At 70.9% G+C, this 13,949-nt stretch carries 15 protein-coding genes; 2 read left to right on the forward strand and 13 right to left on the reverse strand.

Features of this window, described 5'->3' with window-relative positions; all coding sequences use genetic code 11:
• Window positions 1-62: 62 nt before the first annotated feature.
• On the reverse strand, window positions 63-2,588 hold the full coding sequence (locus AC5P1C_RS02935) for an ATP-dependent Clp protease ATP-binding subunit (protein ID WP_493864066.1): 2,526 nt from the start codon (window positions 2,586-2,588) through the stop codon (window positions 63-65).
• A 441-nt stretch (window positions 2,589-3,029) separates the two neighbouring features.
• Between AC5P1C_RS02935 and AC5P1C_RS02940 the strand changes: the two genes are divergently transcribed.
• Entirely contained in the window at window positions 3,030-3,623 is a 594-nt protein-coding gene (locus AC5P1C_RS02940) for an SCO3374 family protein (RefSeq protein ID WP_493864067.1), read from the forward strand.
• On the opposite strand, the gene AC5P1C_RS02945 is transcribed toward AC5P1C_RS02940, so the two are convergent.
• From AC5P1C_RS02945 to AC5P1C_RS02995, 11 genes are all read right to left on the reverse strand, one after another.
• Window positions 3,602-3,940, reverse strand: a complete 339-nt coding sequence (locus AC5P1C_RS02945) for a histone-like nucleoid-structuring protein Lsr2 (protein WP_493864068.1) — start codon at window positions 3,938-3,940, stop codon at window positions 3,602-3,604. The two genes, AC5P1C_RS02940 and AC5P1C_RS02945, sit on opposite strands and share 22 nt — an antisense overlap.
• 223 nt (window positions 3,941-4,163) lie before the next feature.
• Window positions 4,164-4,697, reverse strand: a complete 534-nt coding sequence (locus tag AC5P1C_RS02950) for an amino-acid N-acetyltransferase (RefSeq protein ID WP_493864069.1) — start codon at window positions 4,695-4,697, stop codon at window positions 4,164-4,166.
• Window positions 4,698-4,706: 9 nt separating this feature from the next.
• Window positions 4,707-5,123, reverse strand: a complete 417-nt coding sequence (locus tag AC5P1C_RS02955; RefSeq protein WP_344524731.1) for a BlaI/MecI/CopY family transcriptional regulator — start codon at window positions 5,121-5,123, stop codon at window positions 4,707-4,709.
• A 166-nt stretch (window positions 5,124-5,289) separates the two neighbouring features.
• Window positions 5,290-5,460, reverse strand: a complete 171-nt coding sequence (locus tag AC5P1C_RS02960) for a hypothetical protein (protein WP_367044051.1) — start codon at window positions 5,458-5,460, stop codon at window positions 5,290-5,292.
• 14 nt (window positions 5,461-5,474) lie between these two features.
• Window positions 5,475-6,086, reverse strand: coding sequence for a hypothetical protein (locus AC5P1C_RS02965; RefSeq protein WP_493864511.1), 612 nt, complete (start codon window positions 6,084-6,086; stop codon window positions 5,475-5,477).
• A gap of 148 nt (window positions 6,087-6,234) precedes the next feature.
• Entirely contained in the window at window positions 6,235-6,657 is a 423-nt protein-coding gene (locus AC5P1C_RS02970; protein WP_493864070.1) for a hypothetical protein, read from the reverse strand.
• A 138-nt stretch (window positions 6,658-6,795) separates the two neighbouring features.
• A complete protein-coding gene (locus tag AC5P1C_RS02975; protein ID WP_266863724.1) occupies window positions 6,796-7,602 on the reverse strand; it encodes a type III pantothenate kinase in 807 nt (268 codons plus the stop codon).
• Between the two features lie 7 nt (window positions 7,603-7,609).
• Complete coding sequence (nadC, locus tag AC5P1C_RS02980; protein ID WP_493864071.1) at window positions 7,610-8,647, reverse strand: carboxylating nicotinate-nucleotide diphosphorylase; 1,038 nt, start codon at window positions 8,645-8,647, stop codon at window positions 7,610-7,612.
• A gap of 2 nt (window positions 8,648-8,649) precedes the next feature.
• Window positions 8,650-10,431 carry an L-aspartate oxidase gene (locus AC5P1C_RS02985; RefSeq protein ID WP_493864072.1) on the reverse strand — a complete coding sequence of 594 codons (1,782 nt, stop codon included), beginning with the start codon at window positions 10,429-10,431 and terminating at the stop codon, window positions 8,650-8,652.
• Window positions 10,428-11,429 carry a pantoate--beta-alanine ligase gene (panC, locus tag AC5P1C_RS02990; RefSeq protein ID WP_493864073.1) on the reverse strand — a complete coding sequence of 334 codons (1,002 nt, stop codon included), beginning with the start codon at window positions 11,427-11,429 and terminating at the stop codon, window positions 10,428-10,430. Before panC ends, AC5P1C_RS02985 begins: the two co-directional genes overlap by 4 nt.
• The gene (locus AC5P1C_RS02995; protein ID WP_493864074.1) at window positions 11,426-12,364 is read right to left on the reverse strand and encodes a Rossmann-like and DUF2520 domain-containing protein; all 939 of its coding nucleotides are present in this window, start codon (window positions 12,362-12,364) and stop codon (window positions 11,426-11,428) included. Before AC5P1C_RS02995 ends, panC begins: the two co-directional genes overlap by 4 nt.
• A 147-nt stretch (window positions 12,365-12,511) precedes the next feature.
• Between AC5P1C_RS02995 and AC5P1C_RS03000 the strand changes: the two genes are divergently transcribed.
• Window positions 12,512-13,696: a threonine aldolase family protein gene (locus tag AC5P1C_RS03000; RefSeq protein ID WP_493864075.1), complete on the forward strand. Its 1,185-nt coding sequence runs from the start codon at window positions 12,512-12,514 to the stop codon at window positions 13,694-13,696.
• Here the strand turns inward: AC5P1C_RS03000 and AC5P1C_RS03005 are convergent.
• Window positions 13,653-13,934 (reverse strand): hypothetical protein, encoded by a 282-nt coding sequence (locus AC5P1C_RS03005; protein WP_493864076.1) that lies wholly within the window; start codon window positions 13,932-13,934, stop codon window positions 13,653-13,655. The two genes, AC5P1C_RS03000 and AC5P1C_RS03005, sit on opposite strands and share 44 nt — an antisense overlap.
• Between the last annotated feature and the right edge of the window lie 15 nt (window positions 13,935-13,949).

Genomic DNA, 13,949 nt, shown 5'->3' on the forward strand with positions numbered 1-13,949 from the left:
CCCCGGACCGTAAGAAACGGTCCGGGGCAGCCCCTGGAGCCTGTGTGCGTAAGCCCGGCGGGCTACGCCTCCTTGCTCAGGTTAGGCCCGGCGCCACCAGCCGCCTGCTCGATCGGCGGCACATCCGGAAGCGCCGCCTTCTCCTCGCCGCGGAAGGTGAACTTGGCTTCGTCGCCCTCACCCTCCGTGCCGACGACCACGATGTGGCCGGGGCGGAGCTCGCCGAAGAGGATCTTCTCCGACAGGATGTCCTCGACCTCGCGCTGGATCGTCCGGCGCAGCGGCCGGGCGCCCATGACGGGGTCGTAGCCCTTCTTCGCGAGGAGCTTCTTCGCCTCACCGCTGAGCTCGATGCCCATGTCGCGGTCCTTGAGGCGCTCGTCCACCTTGGCGATCATGAGGTCGACGATCTGGATGATGTCTTCCTCGGTGAGCTGGTGGAAGACCACCGTGTCGTCGACACGGTTCAGGAACTCCGGGCGGAAGTGCTGCTTCAGCTCGTCGTTGACCTTGGTCTTCATGCGCTCGTAGTTCGTCTTGACGTCACCGGCGGCAGCGAATCCGAGGTTGAAGCCCTTGGAGATGTCACGCGTGCCGAGGTTGGTCGTCATGATGATGACCGTGTTCTTGAAGTCCACGACCCGGCCCTGGGAGTCGGTCAGACGACCGTCTTCCAGGATCTGCAGCAGCGAGTTGAAGATATCCGGGTGGGCCTTCTCGACCTCGTCGAAGAGGACGACCGAGAACGGCTTGCGGCGGACCTTCTCCGTCAGCTGCCCGCCCTCTTCGTAGCCGACATATCCGGGCGGCGAACCGAAGAGACGCGAGACCGTGTGCTTCTCGCTGAACTCCGACATGTCGAGGGAGATCAGCGCGTCCTCGTCACCGAAGAGGAATTCGGCGAGCGTCTTGGAAAGCTCCGTCTTACCGACACCGGACGGGCCGGCGAAGATGAACGAGCCACCGGGACGCTTCGGGTCCTTGAGACCCGCACGCGTACGACGAATCGCCTGGGAAAGCGCCTTGATGGCGTCCTTCTGGCCGATGACGCGCTTGTGGAGCTCGTCCTCCATGCGCAGCAGACGCGAGGACTCCTCCTCGGTCAGCTTGAAGACCGGAATGCCCGTCGCCGTGGCGAGGACCTCGGCGATGAGCTCGCCGTCGACCTCGGCGACGACGTCCATGTCGCCGGCCTTCCATTCCTTCTCGCGCTTGGCCTTCGCCGCGAGCAGCTGCTTCTCCTTGTCGCGGAGAGAGGCCGCCTTCTCGAAGTCCTGGGAGTCGATGGCCGACTCCTTGTCGCGACGCACGCCCGCGATCTTCTCGTCGAACTCGCGGAGGTCCGGCGGTGCGGTCATCCGGCGGATACGCATCCGGGAACCGGCCTCGTCGATCAGGTCGATCGCCTTGTCCGGCAGGAAGCGGTCCGAGATGTACCGGTCGGCCAGGGTGGCGGCCTGCACCAGCGCCTCGTCCGTGATGGAGACCCTGTGGTGGGCCTCGTAACGGTCGCGCAGACCCTTGAGGATCTCGATGGTGTGCGGCAGGGACGGCTCCGCGACCTGGATGGGCTGGAAGCGGCGCTCGAGGGCCGCGTCCTTCTCCAGGTGCTTGCGGTACTCGTCCAGCGTCGTGGCACCGATGGTCTGCAGCTCGCCTCGCGCCAGCATGGGCTTGAGGATGCTCGCGGCGTCGATCGCGCCCTCGGCGGCGCCCGCACCCACCAGGGTGTGGAGCTCGTCGATGAACAGGATGATGTCGCCGCGGGTGCGGATCTCCTTGAGGACCTTCTTCAGGCGCTCCTCGAAGTCACCGCGGTAGCGGGAGCCGGCGACCAGCGCGCCGAGGTCAAGCGTGTACAGGTGCTTGTCCTTCAGCGTCTCGGGCACCTCGCCCTTGACGATGGCCTGCGCGAGGCCCTCGACGACGGCGGTCTTGCCGACGCCGGGCTCGCCGATGAGCACGGGGTTGTTCTTCGTACGGCGGGACAGCACCTGCATGACCCGCTCGATCTCCTTCTCGCGCCCGATGACCGGGTCGAGCTTGGACTCACGAGCGGCCTGGGTGAGGTTCCGGCCGAACTGGTCGAGCACCAGGGACGTGGAAGGCGTGCCCTCCGCAGGACCGCCTGCGGTGGCGGTCTCCTTGCCCTGGTAACCGGAGAGCAGCTGGATGACCTGCTGCCGCACCCGGTTGAGATCGGCGCCCAGCTTCACGAGGACCTGGGCTGCGACGCCCTCGCCCTCGCGGATCAGGCCGAGCAGGATGTGCTCCGTGCCGATGTAGTTGTGGCCCAGCTGAAGGGCCTCGCGGAGCGAGAGCTCCAGGACCTTCTTGGCACGGGGGGTGAAGGGGATGTGGCCGGACGGGGCCTGCTGGCCCTGACCGATGATCTCCTCCACCTGCTGGCGGACCGCCTCGAGCGAAATCCCGAGGCTCTCCAGGGCCTTAGCGGCGACACCCTCGCCCTCGTGGATCAAGCCCAGGAGGATGTGCTCGGTGCCGATGTAGTTGTGGTTGAGCATCCGGGCTTCTTCCTGAGCCAGGACGACAACCCGCCGCGCGCGGTCGGTGAACCTCTCGAACATCGTTAATCGCTCCTCAGAGCGGTCAGGCAGTAAGGGGGCTGTCCCCTCCCTGTCCTTCCGCAGCTTAGTCCCGCAAGCGGGGACCGCTCATTCCAACTGCCGACACCCGGCCGAGAACAAGAGGTGCCTCCTGACCCCGAACGCCGACAACTGCTCCAACCCGATGGTGCGAGACGATGTTCCCGCAGGCCAAGCACTTACCCTCACCTCAGCTACGCCGATGGCGAACGTGAGACGGCCTGGCGCGTGTGTCGCCCCTCCCCACTAGGGATGTCTTACCCGCAACGACTGACACTCCATGCGGCGCGCGCCGGTTCCCTCCGCTACGGGCGAACACCCTTGCGCCACCGAACGCGCCCTTACGCCCTCTTTCCGGACACCGTACGCATTCATGACGCCACGCTGCGTAACCCGAAGAGCCCGCAGCCGGTTGCTCCTGGCATGGCCATCACCGTTCCCAAGACCCGTGTACCGGTCGAGCAGAGCGACCCGGTGCGTCAGTGGTACGGACACGAACTCGGCTGGGCGACCGCCGAGCGCCGTCCAGGACTGCCGGTGCAGCTCCTGACGGGGCTCCGCTTCGATGTACTGCAGCTGCCCGCCGAGGCGGGCTTCGCCGCCCTGCGGCATCTCGGGCCGAAGGCTCCGGTGGCTCTGCGGGGGGAGTCGATGCGGCTCTTCGTGGCCGCGGGGAGCGCCGACGAGCTGCCGGGGCTCCTGGAGTGGCTGGAGTGGGGCGGCATCCCGCTGGACCTCACGGCCATCGGTGCGGGCGGACACATCGACGCGCCCACGCCTCCGGGGTGGTCCGGCTCGCAGGGGGCCGCCGTCTGGCTGCGACCCCCAGAGCCCGGGTGCGAGGTGGAGCCGACGCTGCCGGCACTGCCGTCCCTGTCGTGCGTGGGGGGTGGCACCGTGCCCCACAGCGACCCCACCGTGGGCTCCGGTCTCGTACGACTTGTGGACACGGCGGCAACGCAATGCCACCGGGTCCGGTTGCGCCGAACCCGTCGTCAGCCGTTGGCCTTCTCGTAGGCCTCGCGAATGGACGCGGGAACGCGGCCGCGGTCGTTGACCTCGAAACCGTTGTCCTTCGCCCAGGCGCGGATCGCCGCGGTGTCCTGACCACCGCTCGTGGCGGCGGCACGGGCTTTGGCGCGCCCGGCCGACCCGCGGCCACCGGTGCGACGACCACCCTTGAGGTACGGCTCAAGAAGACCGCGGAGCTTGTCCGCGTTCGACGTGGTGAGGTCGATCTCGTACGACTTGCCGTCCAGCGCAAACGTCACGGTCTCGTCTGCCTCGCCACCGTCGAGGTCATCGACAAGAAGGACCTGAACCTTCTGTGCCACCGGATTTCCTTTCATCGATAACTTAGGGCCGGATCGCACGGCATGAGCCGCAGAATCGCCGCCCCCTGTTATATGCAGTACTGCAGTACGTCGGAAAGCAAACCGCTTTTGCTGGAAAAACACAAACCCCCGGGAGAGACCGAGGACCTCGAGAACCCTGGAAACGTGCGCGTTTCGGACATAGGGAACCGGGGCAGCAGGCAGCTCGGAATACCGGCGACGATCACAGATGCAGAAGCATCCGGCTGTTGCCCAAGGTGTTCGGTTTCACTCGTTCGAGGCCGAGGAACTCCGCGACGCCCTCGTCCATGGAACGCAGCAACTCGCTGTAGACATCTCCGTCGACAGGCGTCTCACCGATCTCCACGAAGCCGTGCTTCGCGAAGAAGTCGACTTCGAAGGTGAGACAGAAAACCCGGCGGACACCGAGCCAGCGAGCGGTCTGCAGCAACTTCCCCAACACCTGATGCCCCACTCCGGTGCCCTTGACATGGGGGTTCACCGCGAGAGTTCGCACTTCCGCGAGGTCTTCCCACATCACGTGCAGGGCCCCGCAGCCGACGACCTCGGCGTTGTCGTCGCGTTCCGCCACCCAGAACTCCTGGATGGACTCGTAAAGGGCGACCGTCGCTTTGTCGAGCAGGATCCCCTGACGGGCGTAGGAGTCGAGGAGGTGGCGTACGACCGGCACATCAGCGGTGCGCGCCCGGCGTACGGAGACCGCTTTAGCGCTGAGTTCAGGGGGTTCTGCTGGCATGAGCGGACGCTATCGCTCTGCTTCGGGCTCCGCCGCGCCGGGGTTCTCCGGGGCCGGGGCTTGAACGGCAGGGCCGACGATGCGCATGGCGTCGCTGAGTGCTTCGCGCTGTTCCGCCGACATCATCCCGAAGAAGGCGACGAGAGCGGCGGCCGGGTTGTCGCTCTGCGACCATGCTTCGTTCATCAGTGCGGCGGCGTAGGCGGCCCGAGTGGAGACCGCCTCATATCGATAGGCGCGGCCTTCCGCTTCACGGCGCACCCAGCCCTTCTGATGAAGATTGTCCAAAACGGTCATGACGGTGGTGTACGCGATGGACCGTTCCTGCTGAAGGTCTTCCAGGACTTCTCGAACGGTCACGGGGCGGTTCCACTTCCACACCCGTGTCATGACTGAGTCTTCGAGTTCTCCCAAGGGGCGAGGCACACCAGAACAATAGTGGGAGATGTCACTAATGACGTGACGGACGTGGCGGGGCCGCCATTTCCACAACAAAAAGGGCGTACGACTCGGAATGTGAGCGAGTCGTACGCCGGGACCAGGTCAGGTCAGGCCCAGATCCGGCCCGGATCAAGCCTTGATCAGGCCCTGATCAGGCCTTTGGGGTCTGCCGGGCGCCTTCGGCGCGGGTGATCACGGCGTCGACGGCCGCGTCCTCCTTGGCCTTGTTGGCGCCGCCCTGGGTCTTCACGATCGTCACGATGAGACCGCCGAAGAACACGGCCATCACTACGGGGGGCAGGAGCGCGGAGACGTATTCCATGCCCCCCAGAGTAGCTAGCCCGCGGCGAGCTGGTGCGGCGGGTCCGCCGGACGGCGCTTGGGGGGAAAGACCTCGGCCGGGGTCGGCACGGGCCGGTGCGGCTCGGGGGCGGCCGGTTTCGCGGGCGGGGCGCTCGGCGTCTTGGGCCTGGGCGCCGCCTTGTCGTCGGCATCGCCCCGGCCGCCGGGGAGGGCGAGCAGGCGCGTGCGCGAGGCGGGGACGAGGGGGCGGGGCGCGGGCGCGGACGTAGGGGACCGGCCCGCGAGGCGGGCGCGTACGGCCTGTTCGGCGACGGTCCGGCAGCGGTCGAGGAGGGCGGCGGCCACCGGGTTGCCGCGCAGGGCGCGCAGCGCGGCGAGGTCGTCGGCGCCCGGCTGGTAGCCGGAGCCGAGGACTTCCTCCAGGAGTGCGAGGTAGCCGGTTGCGGTGCCGGGCAGGGCCGCCCGGTAGCGGGCGAGGTCGGCCAGCAGGAAGGCGCGAAGCCGGGCGCCCTCGCTCACCGCCTCGTCGACGGCGTCGGCGAGGCGTAGGCAGTCCTGGACGTCCTCGTCGGAGACGGGGCTTGGGTGCAGGGCGAGGGCCAGAGCGCGGCGGAGCACACGCAGTTCCTCCGCACCGAAGGCCATGCCGCCGCGAGATCCGTATGGCGTGGGCATGGGCCGACAATACGCGCCTAACGGACAAAATCGGCTTAACGCCAATCCGTGGCGTGGCTTGTGCGGGCGCGGGCGCGCGGGCGGTGGCGCCCGCCCTCACTCCGGCCGCACTCCGCCCTCACTCCGAGCGGCGGCGGATCGTCGCGAAGACGACGGCGCCGACCCCGAGGGCGCCGGCCCCTGCGGCGGCGATCCAGGGGAGCACGCCCGCTCCGGTCTCGGCGAGGGAGTCGTCGGGGGCGGGGTCCTTCCCGTTCCTGTCGGACGTGGTGGCGGACGTGGTGGCGGCCGTAGTGGCGGCAGTGGACGGCGAGGCGCCTGGCCCCTCGGAGACACCGCCCTTGCGCAAGTCCACGGCGTACGTCCCCTCGCGGAAGTCCTCGGCGTACGTCCCCTCGTGGAAGTCCACGGCGTACGTCACCGCATGCGTCGCGCGACCGTCGTCGAATCCGGTGGCCGCGCTCGCCGCCGTCGCCGGTCCCGCGAGGCCGGCCAGCACCCCGGCCGCCACTGTCGCGACCAGTCTTCCCCTACGCCTCATTTGCTCCACGCCCGCTCGAACCAGCCCATGTCCCGTCCCTGCGCAGACTCTTGTATGGGGCGCAGGGTTGTGTGCGCAAGCCCCGCTCATGAGCCGTCAGTTATCAGCCGACCGCCGCGGGGCCCTCCGCCGGAACGTTCAACTCCGGGACACGTTCCGCTCATAGACCAGGCGCAGGCCGATGAGGGTCAGCCACGGCTCGTGCTCGTCGATGACCGAGGCCTCGCCGAGCACCATGGGCGCGAGACCGCCGGTCGCGATGACCGTCACGTCGTCGGGATCGCCGCCTGGGCCCGCCAGTTCGCGGGCCATGCGCTGCACGACGCCGTCGACCTGGCCCGCGAAGCCGTACAGGATGCCCGACTGCATGGCCTCCACGGTGTTCTTGCCGATGACGCTGCGCGGCCTGGCCAGCTCGATCTTGCGGAGCTGGGCGCCCCGCACCCCGAGGGCCTCGACGGAGATCTCGATGCCGGGGGCGATGACGCCTCCGGTGTACTCCCCGCGCGCGGAGACCGCGTCGAACGTCGTCGCCGTACCGAAGTCGACGACGATGGCCGGGCCTCCGTAGAGCTCGACCGCCGCGACCGCGTTGATGATGCGGTCGGCGCCGACCTCCTTGGGGTTGTCCATGAGGATCGGTACGCCGGTCTTGATGCCGGGCTCCACGAGGACGGCGGGCACGTCTCCGTAGTAGCGACGGGTGACCTCGCGCAGTTCGTGCAGGACGGAGGGGACCGTCGAGCAGATGGCGATGCCGTCGATCCCGTCGCCCAGTTCGTCGCCGAGCAGGGGGTGCATGCCCATCAAACCGTTGAGGAGCACGGCCAGTTCGTCGGCCGTGCGGCGGGCCTCGGTGGAGATGCGCCAGTGCTCGACGATCTCTTCACCGTCGAAGAGGCCGAGGACGGTGTGGGTGTTTCCGACGTCGATGGTCAGCAGCATGTCGTCGTCACTCCGCCCCATCAGAAACGGCGCGAAGCGCTTCCTTGGAAGGGTGGTGGTGGGAGACGGGCGGGCGCAGGTCGAGGCCGATGTCCAGGATCGGCGAGGAGTGGGTGAGGGCGCCCACCGCGAGGAAGTCCACGCCCGTCTGCGCGTACGCGCGCGCATTCTCCAGGGTGAGGCGGCCGGAGGACTCCAGGATCGCGCGGCCGTTCACGATGGCCACGGCCTCCTCGGTCTCGCCCGGCGTGAAGTTGTCCAGGAGGATCAGGTCGGCGCCCGCGTCCACCACCTCGCGCAGCTGGTGGAGGGTGTCGACCTCCACCTCGACGGCCAGGTCGGGGAAGGCCTCGCGGACGGCCTTGAAGGCCTGCTCCACGCCTCCGGCGGCCACCACGTGGTTGTCCTTCACCAGTGCCGCGTCGGAGAGCGACATGCGGTGGTTCACGCCGCCGCCCATGCGCACCGCGTACTTCTCCAGGGCGCGAAGACCCGCCGTCGTCTTGCGGGTGTCGCGGACCTTGGCGCTCGTGCCCTCCAGTGCGTCGGCCCACGCGCGCGTGGCCGTCGCCACGCCGGAGAGACGGCACAGGAGGTTGAGCGCGCTGCGCTCGGCGGTGAGCAGGTCGCGGGTGCGGGTGGTGACGCTGAGCAGCGTGTCGCCCGCCTCCACCTGCTCGCCGTCCTCGACGTGCCGCTCGACCTCGAAGGTGTCCGTGCACACCAGGGAGATGACGGCTTCGGCGATGCGCAGGCCGGCGACGGTGCCCGCCTCACGCGCGGTGAAGTCGCCGGTGGCGACGGCCTCTTCGGGGATCGTGGCGACCGACGTGACGTCCACGCCGCCGGCCAGGTCTTCCTCGATCGCCATGTGCGCGATGTCCTCGACCTGCACGGGGTCGAGCCCCGCGTCGGTCAGGAGCTGCGCGAGAGCGGGGTCGAGACCGCACTCCAGAGGGTCGTACGCGTCGTCTCCGCCGCAGCCGCAGGCGTCGCCGCAGCCACCGCCCGTGGGGGCGAGAGGGAGGTCGTCGGGGGTGCTCACGGTCACTTCTCCTGAGGGCTGGCGGTCGGGTCCTGAAGGCGGGAGGTCCGGTCCTGAAGGCGGGAGGTCGGGGGGAAGTCTGCGGTCTCGGTCGTGTGCGCGGCCAGGGTCCGGTCCGCGTTCAGGCGTACGACGATGTGGCGCCGCCAGGCCTCGTCGTCGCGGTCCGGGCGGTCCTCGCGCCAGTGGCAGCCGCGGGTCTCCTCGCGGCGCTGCGCGGCGGCGACCAGGACGCGGGCGACGCACAGGAGGTTGGTGGTCTCCCAGGTGTCGACGCCCGGCTCGGCGGTCTTGCCGTCCTCGGCGAGCGCGCCCGCCGCCTCGGCGTGGATGCGGGCGAGGCGGGCCGCGGCCTCGGAGAGGGAGTCGGCGGACCTGAGCACTCCCGCGCCCTCGGTCATCACACGCTGGATGGCGCAGCGGGCCTCGGGGGGCAGCAGGGGGTGCGCCGGGGTATCGGGGTGGGCGACCGGTGCGGGCGCGGGCACCGGGACGGGCACGGCCGCGTACAGGGCGGGCAGGGCCTTCTCCGCGTGCAGGGCGGCGATGTCCGCGGCGATGCGCTCGGCGTAGACCAGACCCTCCAGAAGGGAGTTCGAGGCGAGGCGGTTGGCGCCGTGCACGCCGGTGCAGGCGACCTCGCCGCAGGCGTAGAGGCCCGGGACCGTGGTGCGGCCGTGCGCATCGGTGCGGACGCCGCCGGAGGCGTAGTGCGCGGCCGGGGCGACGGGGATGGGCTCGGTCACCGGGTCGATGCCGTGGGCGCGGCAGGCGGCGAGGATCGTCGGGAAGCGGTTCTCCCACATCTGGGCGCCGAAGTGCCGGGCGTCCAAGTACATGTGCTCGGCGCCCTTTTCCTGCATGCGCCGCGTGATGCCCTTGGCGACGATGTCCCGGGGCGCGAGCTCCGCGAGCTCGTGCTGGCCGACCATGAAGCGCACGCCGTCCGCGTCCACGAGGTGGGCGCCCTCGCCGCGCACCGCCTCGGAGACCAGCGGCTGCTGGCCCTCCGCGTCGGCGCCCAGGAAGAGCACGGTGGGGTGGAACTGCACGAACTCCAGGTCGCTCACCTCGGCGCCCGCGCGCAGGGCGAGCGCGACGCCGTCGCCCGTCGACACGGACGGGTTCGTCGTCGCCGAGAAGACCTGGCCCATGCCGCCGGTGGCGAGGACGACCGCGGGGGCGTGGACCGCGCCCACGCCGTCGTGCTGGCCCTCTCCCATGACGTGCAGGGAGACACCGGCGGTGCGGCCGTCCGCGTCGGTCAGGAGGTCCAGTACGAGGGCGTTCTCCACGGTCGGTATGGACTGCGCGCGCACCGCTTCGACCAGGGCGCGGGAGATCTCCGCGCCGGTCGCGTCGCCGCCCGCGTGCGCGATGCGGCGGCGGTGGTGGCCGCCCTCGCGGGTCAGCTCGATGGCGCCTTCGGGGCTCGTGTCGAAGTGGGCGCCGGTCCCGATGAGGCGGCGCACGGCGTCGGGGCCCTCGGTGACCAGGGTGCGCACGGCCTCCTCGTCGCACAGGCCCGCGCCCGCCACGAGGGTGTCGTCCAGGTGCTGCCCGGGGGTGTCGCCCTCGCCCAGTGCCGCGGCGATGCCGCCCTGGGCCCAGCGCGTGGAGCCGTCGTCCAGGCGGGCCTTGGTGACCACGACGGTCTTCAGGCCGGCCGCCGAGCAGCGCAGTGCCGTGGTCAGTCCGGCCACTCCGGAGCCGACGACGACGATGTCGGCATCCAGGGACCAGCCGGGCGCGGGGGCGTGCAGCCGTATTCCGGTGGCACTCATGCGGTGGCTCCGAACGTGAGCGGGAGGTTGTCGATCAGCCGGGTCGCGCCGACCTTGGCCGCCACGGCGAGGACCGCCTCGCCCGTGTGGCCCGGCTGTACGTCCGTGAAGTCGGCCGGGTCGACCAGCGCCAGGTAGTCCAGCTTCAGCGGGGGCTGCAGGCGGGCCGCCTCGTCCAGGATCTGGCGGGCGGCGGCGCGGACGGCCGCGGGGCCGCCGGGCACGGACGGCGTGACGGACTGGGCCAGGGCGTGGGTGTCGGCCGCGGCACGGGACTCCCCCAGGGCGTTCAGGGCGTCGGCGCGCGCGTGCGTGACGGGGGCGAGCGCCGCCCGCGCGCGCAGGGCCTCCTGCGCGGCATGCCGGTCGCGGCCGGCGAAGAGGGCCTGGGAGAGCGCGAGCGCGGTGCGCCGCTCGGCCGGGGACAGGTAGCGGTTGCGGCTGGAGAGGGCCAGGCCGTCGTCCTCGCGCACGGTCGGTACGCCGACTATCTCGACGCCGAAGTTCAGGTCGCGCACCATGCGGCGGATGAGGGCGAGCTGCTGGGCGTCCTTCTGCCCGTACAGCGCGGCATCGGGGCGCGTGAGGTGCAGCAGCTTGGCGACGACCGTGAGCATGCCGTCGAAGTGCCCGGGGCGCGTGGCCCCTTCGAGGAGTGCGCCCATGGGGCCCGCGCTGATCCGGACCTGCGGTTCGCCGCCCGGATAGACCTCGTCGCCGGACGGGGCGAAGACGAAGTCCGCGCCTTCCTGTTCGGCGATCTTGACGTCGGCGTCCAGCGTGCGGGGATAGCGGTCGAGGTCCTCGCCCGCGCCGAACTGGAGGGGGTTCACGAAGACCGTGACCACGACTTCGCCCTCGTCGCCCGCGATGCGGCGTGCGGTGCGGATCAGCGTGGCGTGGCCCTCGTGCAGGGCGCCCATGGTCATGACGACGACACGGCGGCCCGCACGCGTGCGCGTGCGCAGCGGTTCGGCGGTGTGCACCAGGGTCGTCATCGGGTGCCTCCCTCGGCTTCGCCCGCCACGCCACCGCCGTTGGCCAGGACCCCGAGGAGGTCCTCGGCGAGCTCGGGCTTGAGCAGTCCGTGGGCGAGCGCGCGGTCGGCGGTCGCGCGGGCCATCGCCAGATACCCGGCGACGGTCTGCGGCGCGTGCTTGCGCAGCTCGGAGACGTGCGCCGCGACCGTGCCCGCGTCTCCGCGCGCCACGGGTCCGGTGAGTGCGGCGTCCCCGGACCGCAGTGCGTTGTCCAGGGCGGCGCCGAGCAGCGGGCCGAGCATCCGGTCGGGGGCGGCGACGCCCGCTTCCCGGAGCAGATCCATGGACTCGGCGACCAGCGTGACCAGGTGGTTCGCGCCGAGTGCGAGCGCCGCGTGGTAGAGCGGGCGGGCCTCTTCGGCGATCCACTCGGGCTCGCCGCCCATCTCGATGACCAGCGCCTCGGCGGCGAGCCGCAGCTCATCAGGAGCGGTCACACCGAAGGAGCAACCCGCCAACCGCTGGACGTCTACGGGGGTGCCGGTGAACGTCATGGCGGGGTGCAGCGCGAGGGGCAGGGCTCCGGCTCGCAGTGCCGGTTCGAGCACCTTGGTGCCGTACCGACCCGACGTGTGCACCAGGAGCTGGCCGGGGCGGATCGCCTCGGTCTCGACGAGGCCCTCGACCAGGCCCGGCAGGGCGTCGTCCGGCACGGTCAGCAGGACGAGGTCGGCGCGCTCGAGGACCTGGGCGGGCGGGACGAGGGGGACGTCGGGCAGCAGGACCGCCGCGCGGCGTACGGAGGCGTCGGAGACCCCCGACGCGGCGACCGGGCGGTGCCCGGCGAGCTGGAGTGCCGCGGCGAGCGCGGGGCCGACACGGCCCGCTCCCACGACGCCCACCGTGAGCCTCGCGGGGCGGTCCCGCGGGTCCGGCTGATGAGGTGCGTTCACGCGATGACGCCTTCCCGTTCCAGTCCGCTCGGGGTACCGGACGATTTCTCGTCATGCTAACGCGATTGGTCCGCGCCGCGTCCTCGGCTGTCCACAGGCTGTGGGTATTCGTGTGACCGGCGGCCGATCGCGCGCCATGCTCGGGGGATGACTTCACACGACGGAGCCGAAGCCCCCGCCGAGGCGAGCGAGACCGAGGAGAGCGGGCAGGACCCGGCCGCCCGCCGCAGGGCAGCGGCGCTCGGCGCCACCCGGACCCTGCACCGCTGGTCGGCGCACCTCCCGCTCGCCGAGCGGCTCTCGGCGCTCGCGGACGCGGCCCCCGAGGTAGTGGACCCGGACGAGCCCGCCGACATCTACGGCAACGGAGTCGTCGCCCGCCTGGAGGACGAGGTCGCGCGGCTCCTCGGCAAGGAAGCCGCCGCCTTCTTCCCGAGCGGCACGATGGCCCAGCAGGTGGCCCTGCGCTGCTGGGCGGGCCGCACGGGCAACGCGACCGTCGCCCTGCACCCGAAGGCCCACCCCGAGGTCCACGAAGGGGGTGCCCTCTCCGCGGTGAGCGGGTTGCGCACGGTGCATCCGACGAGGGAGCCGCGGCTGCCGACGGCCGAGGAAGTGCGGGACTTCGAAGAGCCCTTCGGGACGCTGATGCTCGAACTGCCGCTCCGGGACGCCGGTTTCGTCCTGCCGTCCTGGGAGGAGCTCGAAGAGGTGGTGGAGGCGGCGCGCGAACGCGATGCCGTCGTGCACTTCGACGGCGCGCGCCTGTGGGAGTGCACGCCGCACTTCGGCCGCTCCCTCGCGGACATCGCCGGGCTCGCGGACACCGTGTACGTGTCGTTCTACAAGTCCCTGGACGGCCTGAGCGGCGCGGTGCTCGCGGGCCCGCGCACGCTGGTCGACGAGGCGAGGACGTGGCGGCACCGCTACGGCGGCCAGGTCTTCCAGCAGTTCCCCGCCGCCGTCGCCGCGCTGCTCGGCCTGAGGAACACGCTTCCCCGGCTGCCGGATTACGTCGCCCACGCGCGCGTGGTCGCCGACGCGCTGCGGGAAGGGTTCGCGGCCGCCGGGGTGCCCTGGTCGCGCGTTCACCCCGAGCAGCCGCACACCCATCAGTTCCAGGTCTGGCTGCCGTACGACTCCGAGGTCCTGACCGAGGCGGCGCTCGGGCAGGCGGAGGAGACCAAGACCCAGTTGTTCGGCCGCTGGTTCGCCGACGGGCCGCCCGGCCTCTCGGTCACGGAGGTCACCGTGACCGGGGCGGGCCTGGAGTGGACGCCCGGCGACGTCAATGATGCGGTCGCGGAATTCGTGCGACGGATCCCCGGCTGACGGAGCCGGACCTCCGGCCGAAGGCGCCCCGGCTGACGGAGCCGGCGCGGGCGATCCTGGCCAGGAGGGCACGGACCCGTCCGTGGGCGGGGCGTTCCTCGACGACGGCACGGAAGCGGCCGTAGTCGCGCACCTCGCGGATGACCTGCCAGTCCTGCTGACCGGGGGCGGGCGGGGTGCGCTCGTCGCGCTGGGCGGCGCGGTAGCTGTCGAGAAGGTACTGCTGCGTGATGCTCATGACGGATTCGCCTCT

This window comes from Streptomyces sp. A18 (genome assembly GCF_059026065.1).

Excerpts from the sequence above, each read along its gene's own strand:
- AC5P1C_RS02935 (WP_493864066.1), bottom strand. The coding sequence starts at position 2,588 with ATGTTCGAGAGGTTCACCGACCGCGCGCGGCGGGTTGTCGTCCTGGCT.
- AC5P1C_RS02940 (WP_493864067.1), top strand. The coding sequence starts at position 3,030 with ATGGCCATCACCGTTCCCAAGACCCGTGTACCGGTCGAGCAGAGCGAC.
- AC5P1C_RS02950 (WP_493864069.1), bottom strand. The coding sequence starts at position 4,697 with ATGCCAGCAGAACCCCCTGAACTCAGCGCTAAAGCGGTCTCCGTACGC.
- AC5P1C_RS02960 (WP_367044051.1), bottom strand. The coding sequence starts at position 5,460 with ATGGAATACGTCTCCGCGCTCCTGCCCCCCGTAGTGATGGCCGTGTTC.
- AC5P1C_RS02965 (WP_493864511.1), bottom strand. The coding sequence starts at position 6,086 with ATGGCCTTCGGTGCGGAGGAACTGCGTGTGCTCCGCCGCGCTCTGGCC.
- AC5P1C_RS02970 (WP_493864070.1), bottom strand. The coding sequence starts at position 6,657 with ATGAGGCGTAGGGGAAGACTGGTCGCGACAGTGGCGGCCGGGGTGCTG.
- AC5P1C_RS02975 (WP_266863724.1), bottom strand. The coding sequence starts at position 7,602 with ATGCTGCTGACCATCGACGTCGGAAACACCCACACCGTCCTCGGCCTC.
- AC5P1C_RS02985 (WP_493864072.1), bottom strand. The coding sequence starts at position 10,431 with ATGAGTGCCACCGGAATACGGCTGCACGCCCCCGCGCCCGGCTGGTCC.
- panC (WP_493864073.1), bottom strand. The coding sequence starts at position 11,429 with ATGACGACCCTGGTGCACACCGCCGAACCGCTGCGCACGCGCACGCGT.
- AC5P1C_RS03000 (WP_493864075.1), top strand. The coding sequence starts at position 12,512 with ATGACTTCACACGACGGAGCCGAAGCCCCCGCCGAGGCGAGCGAGACC.
- AC5P1C_RS03005 (WP_493864076.1), bottom strand. The coding sequence starts at position 13,934 with ATGAGCATCACGCAGCAGTACCTTCTCGACAGCTACCGCGCCGCCCAG.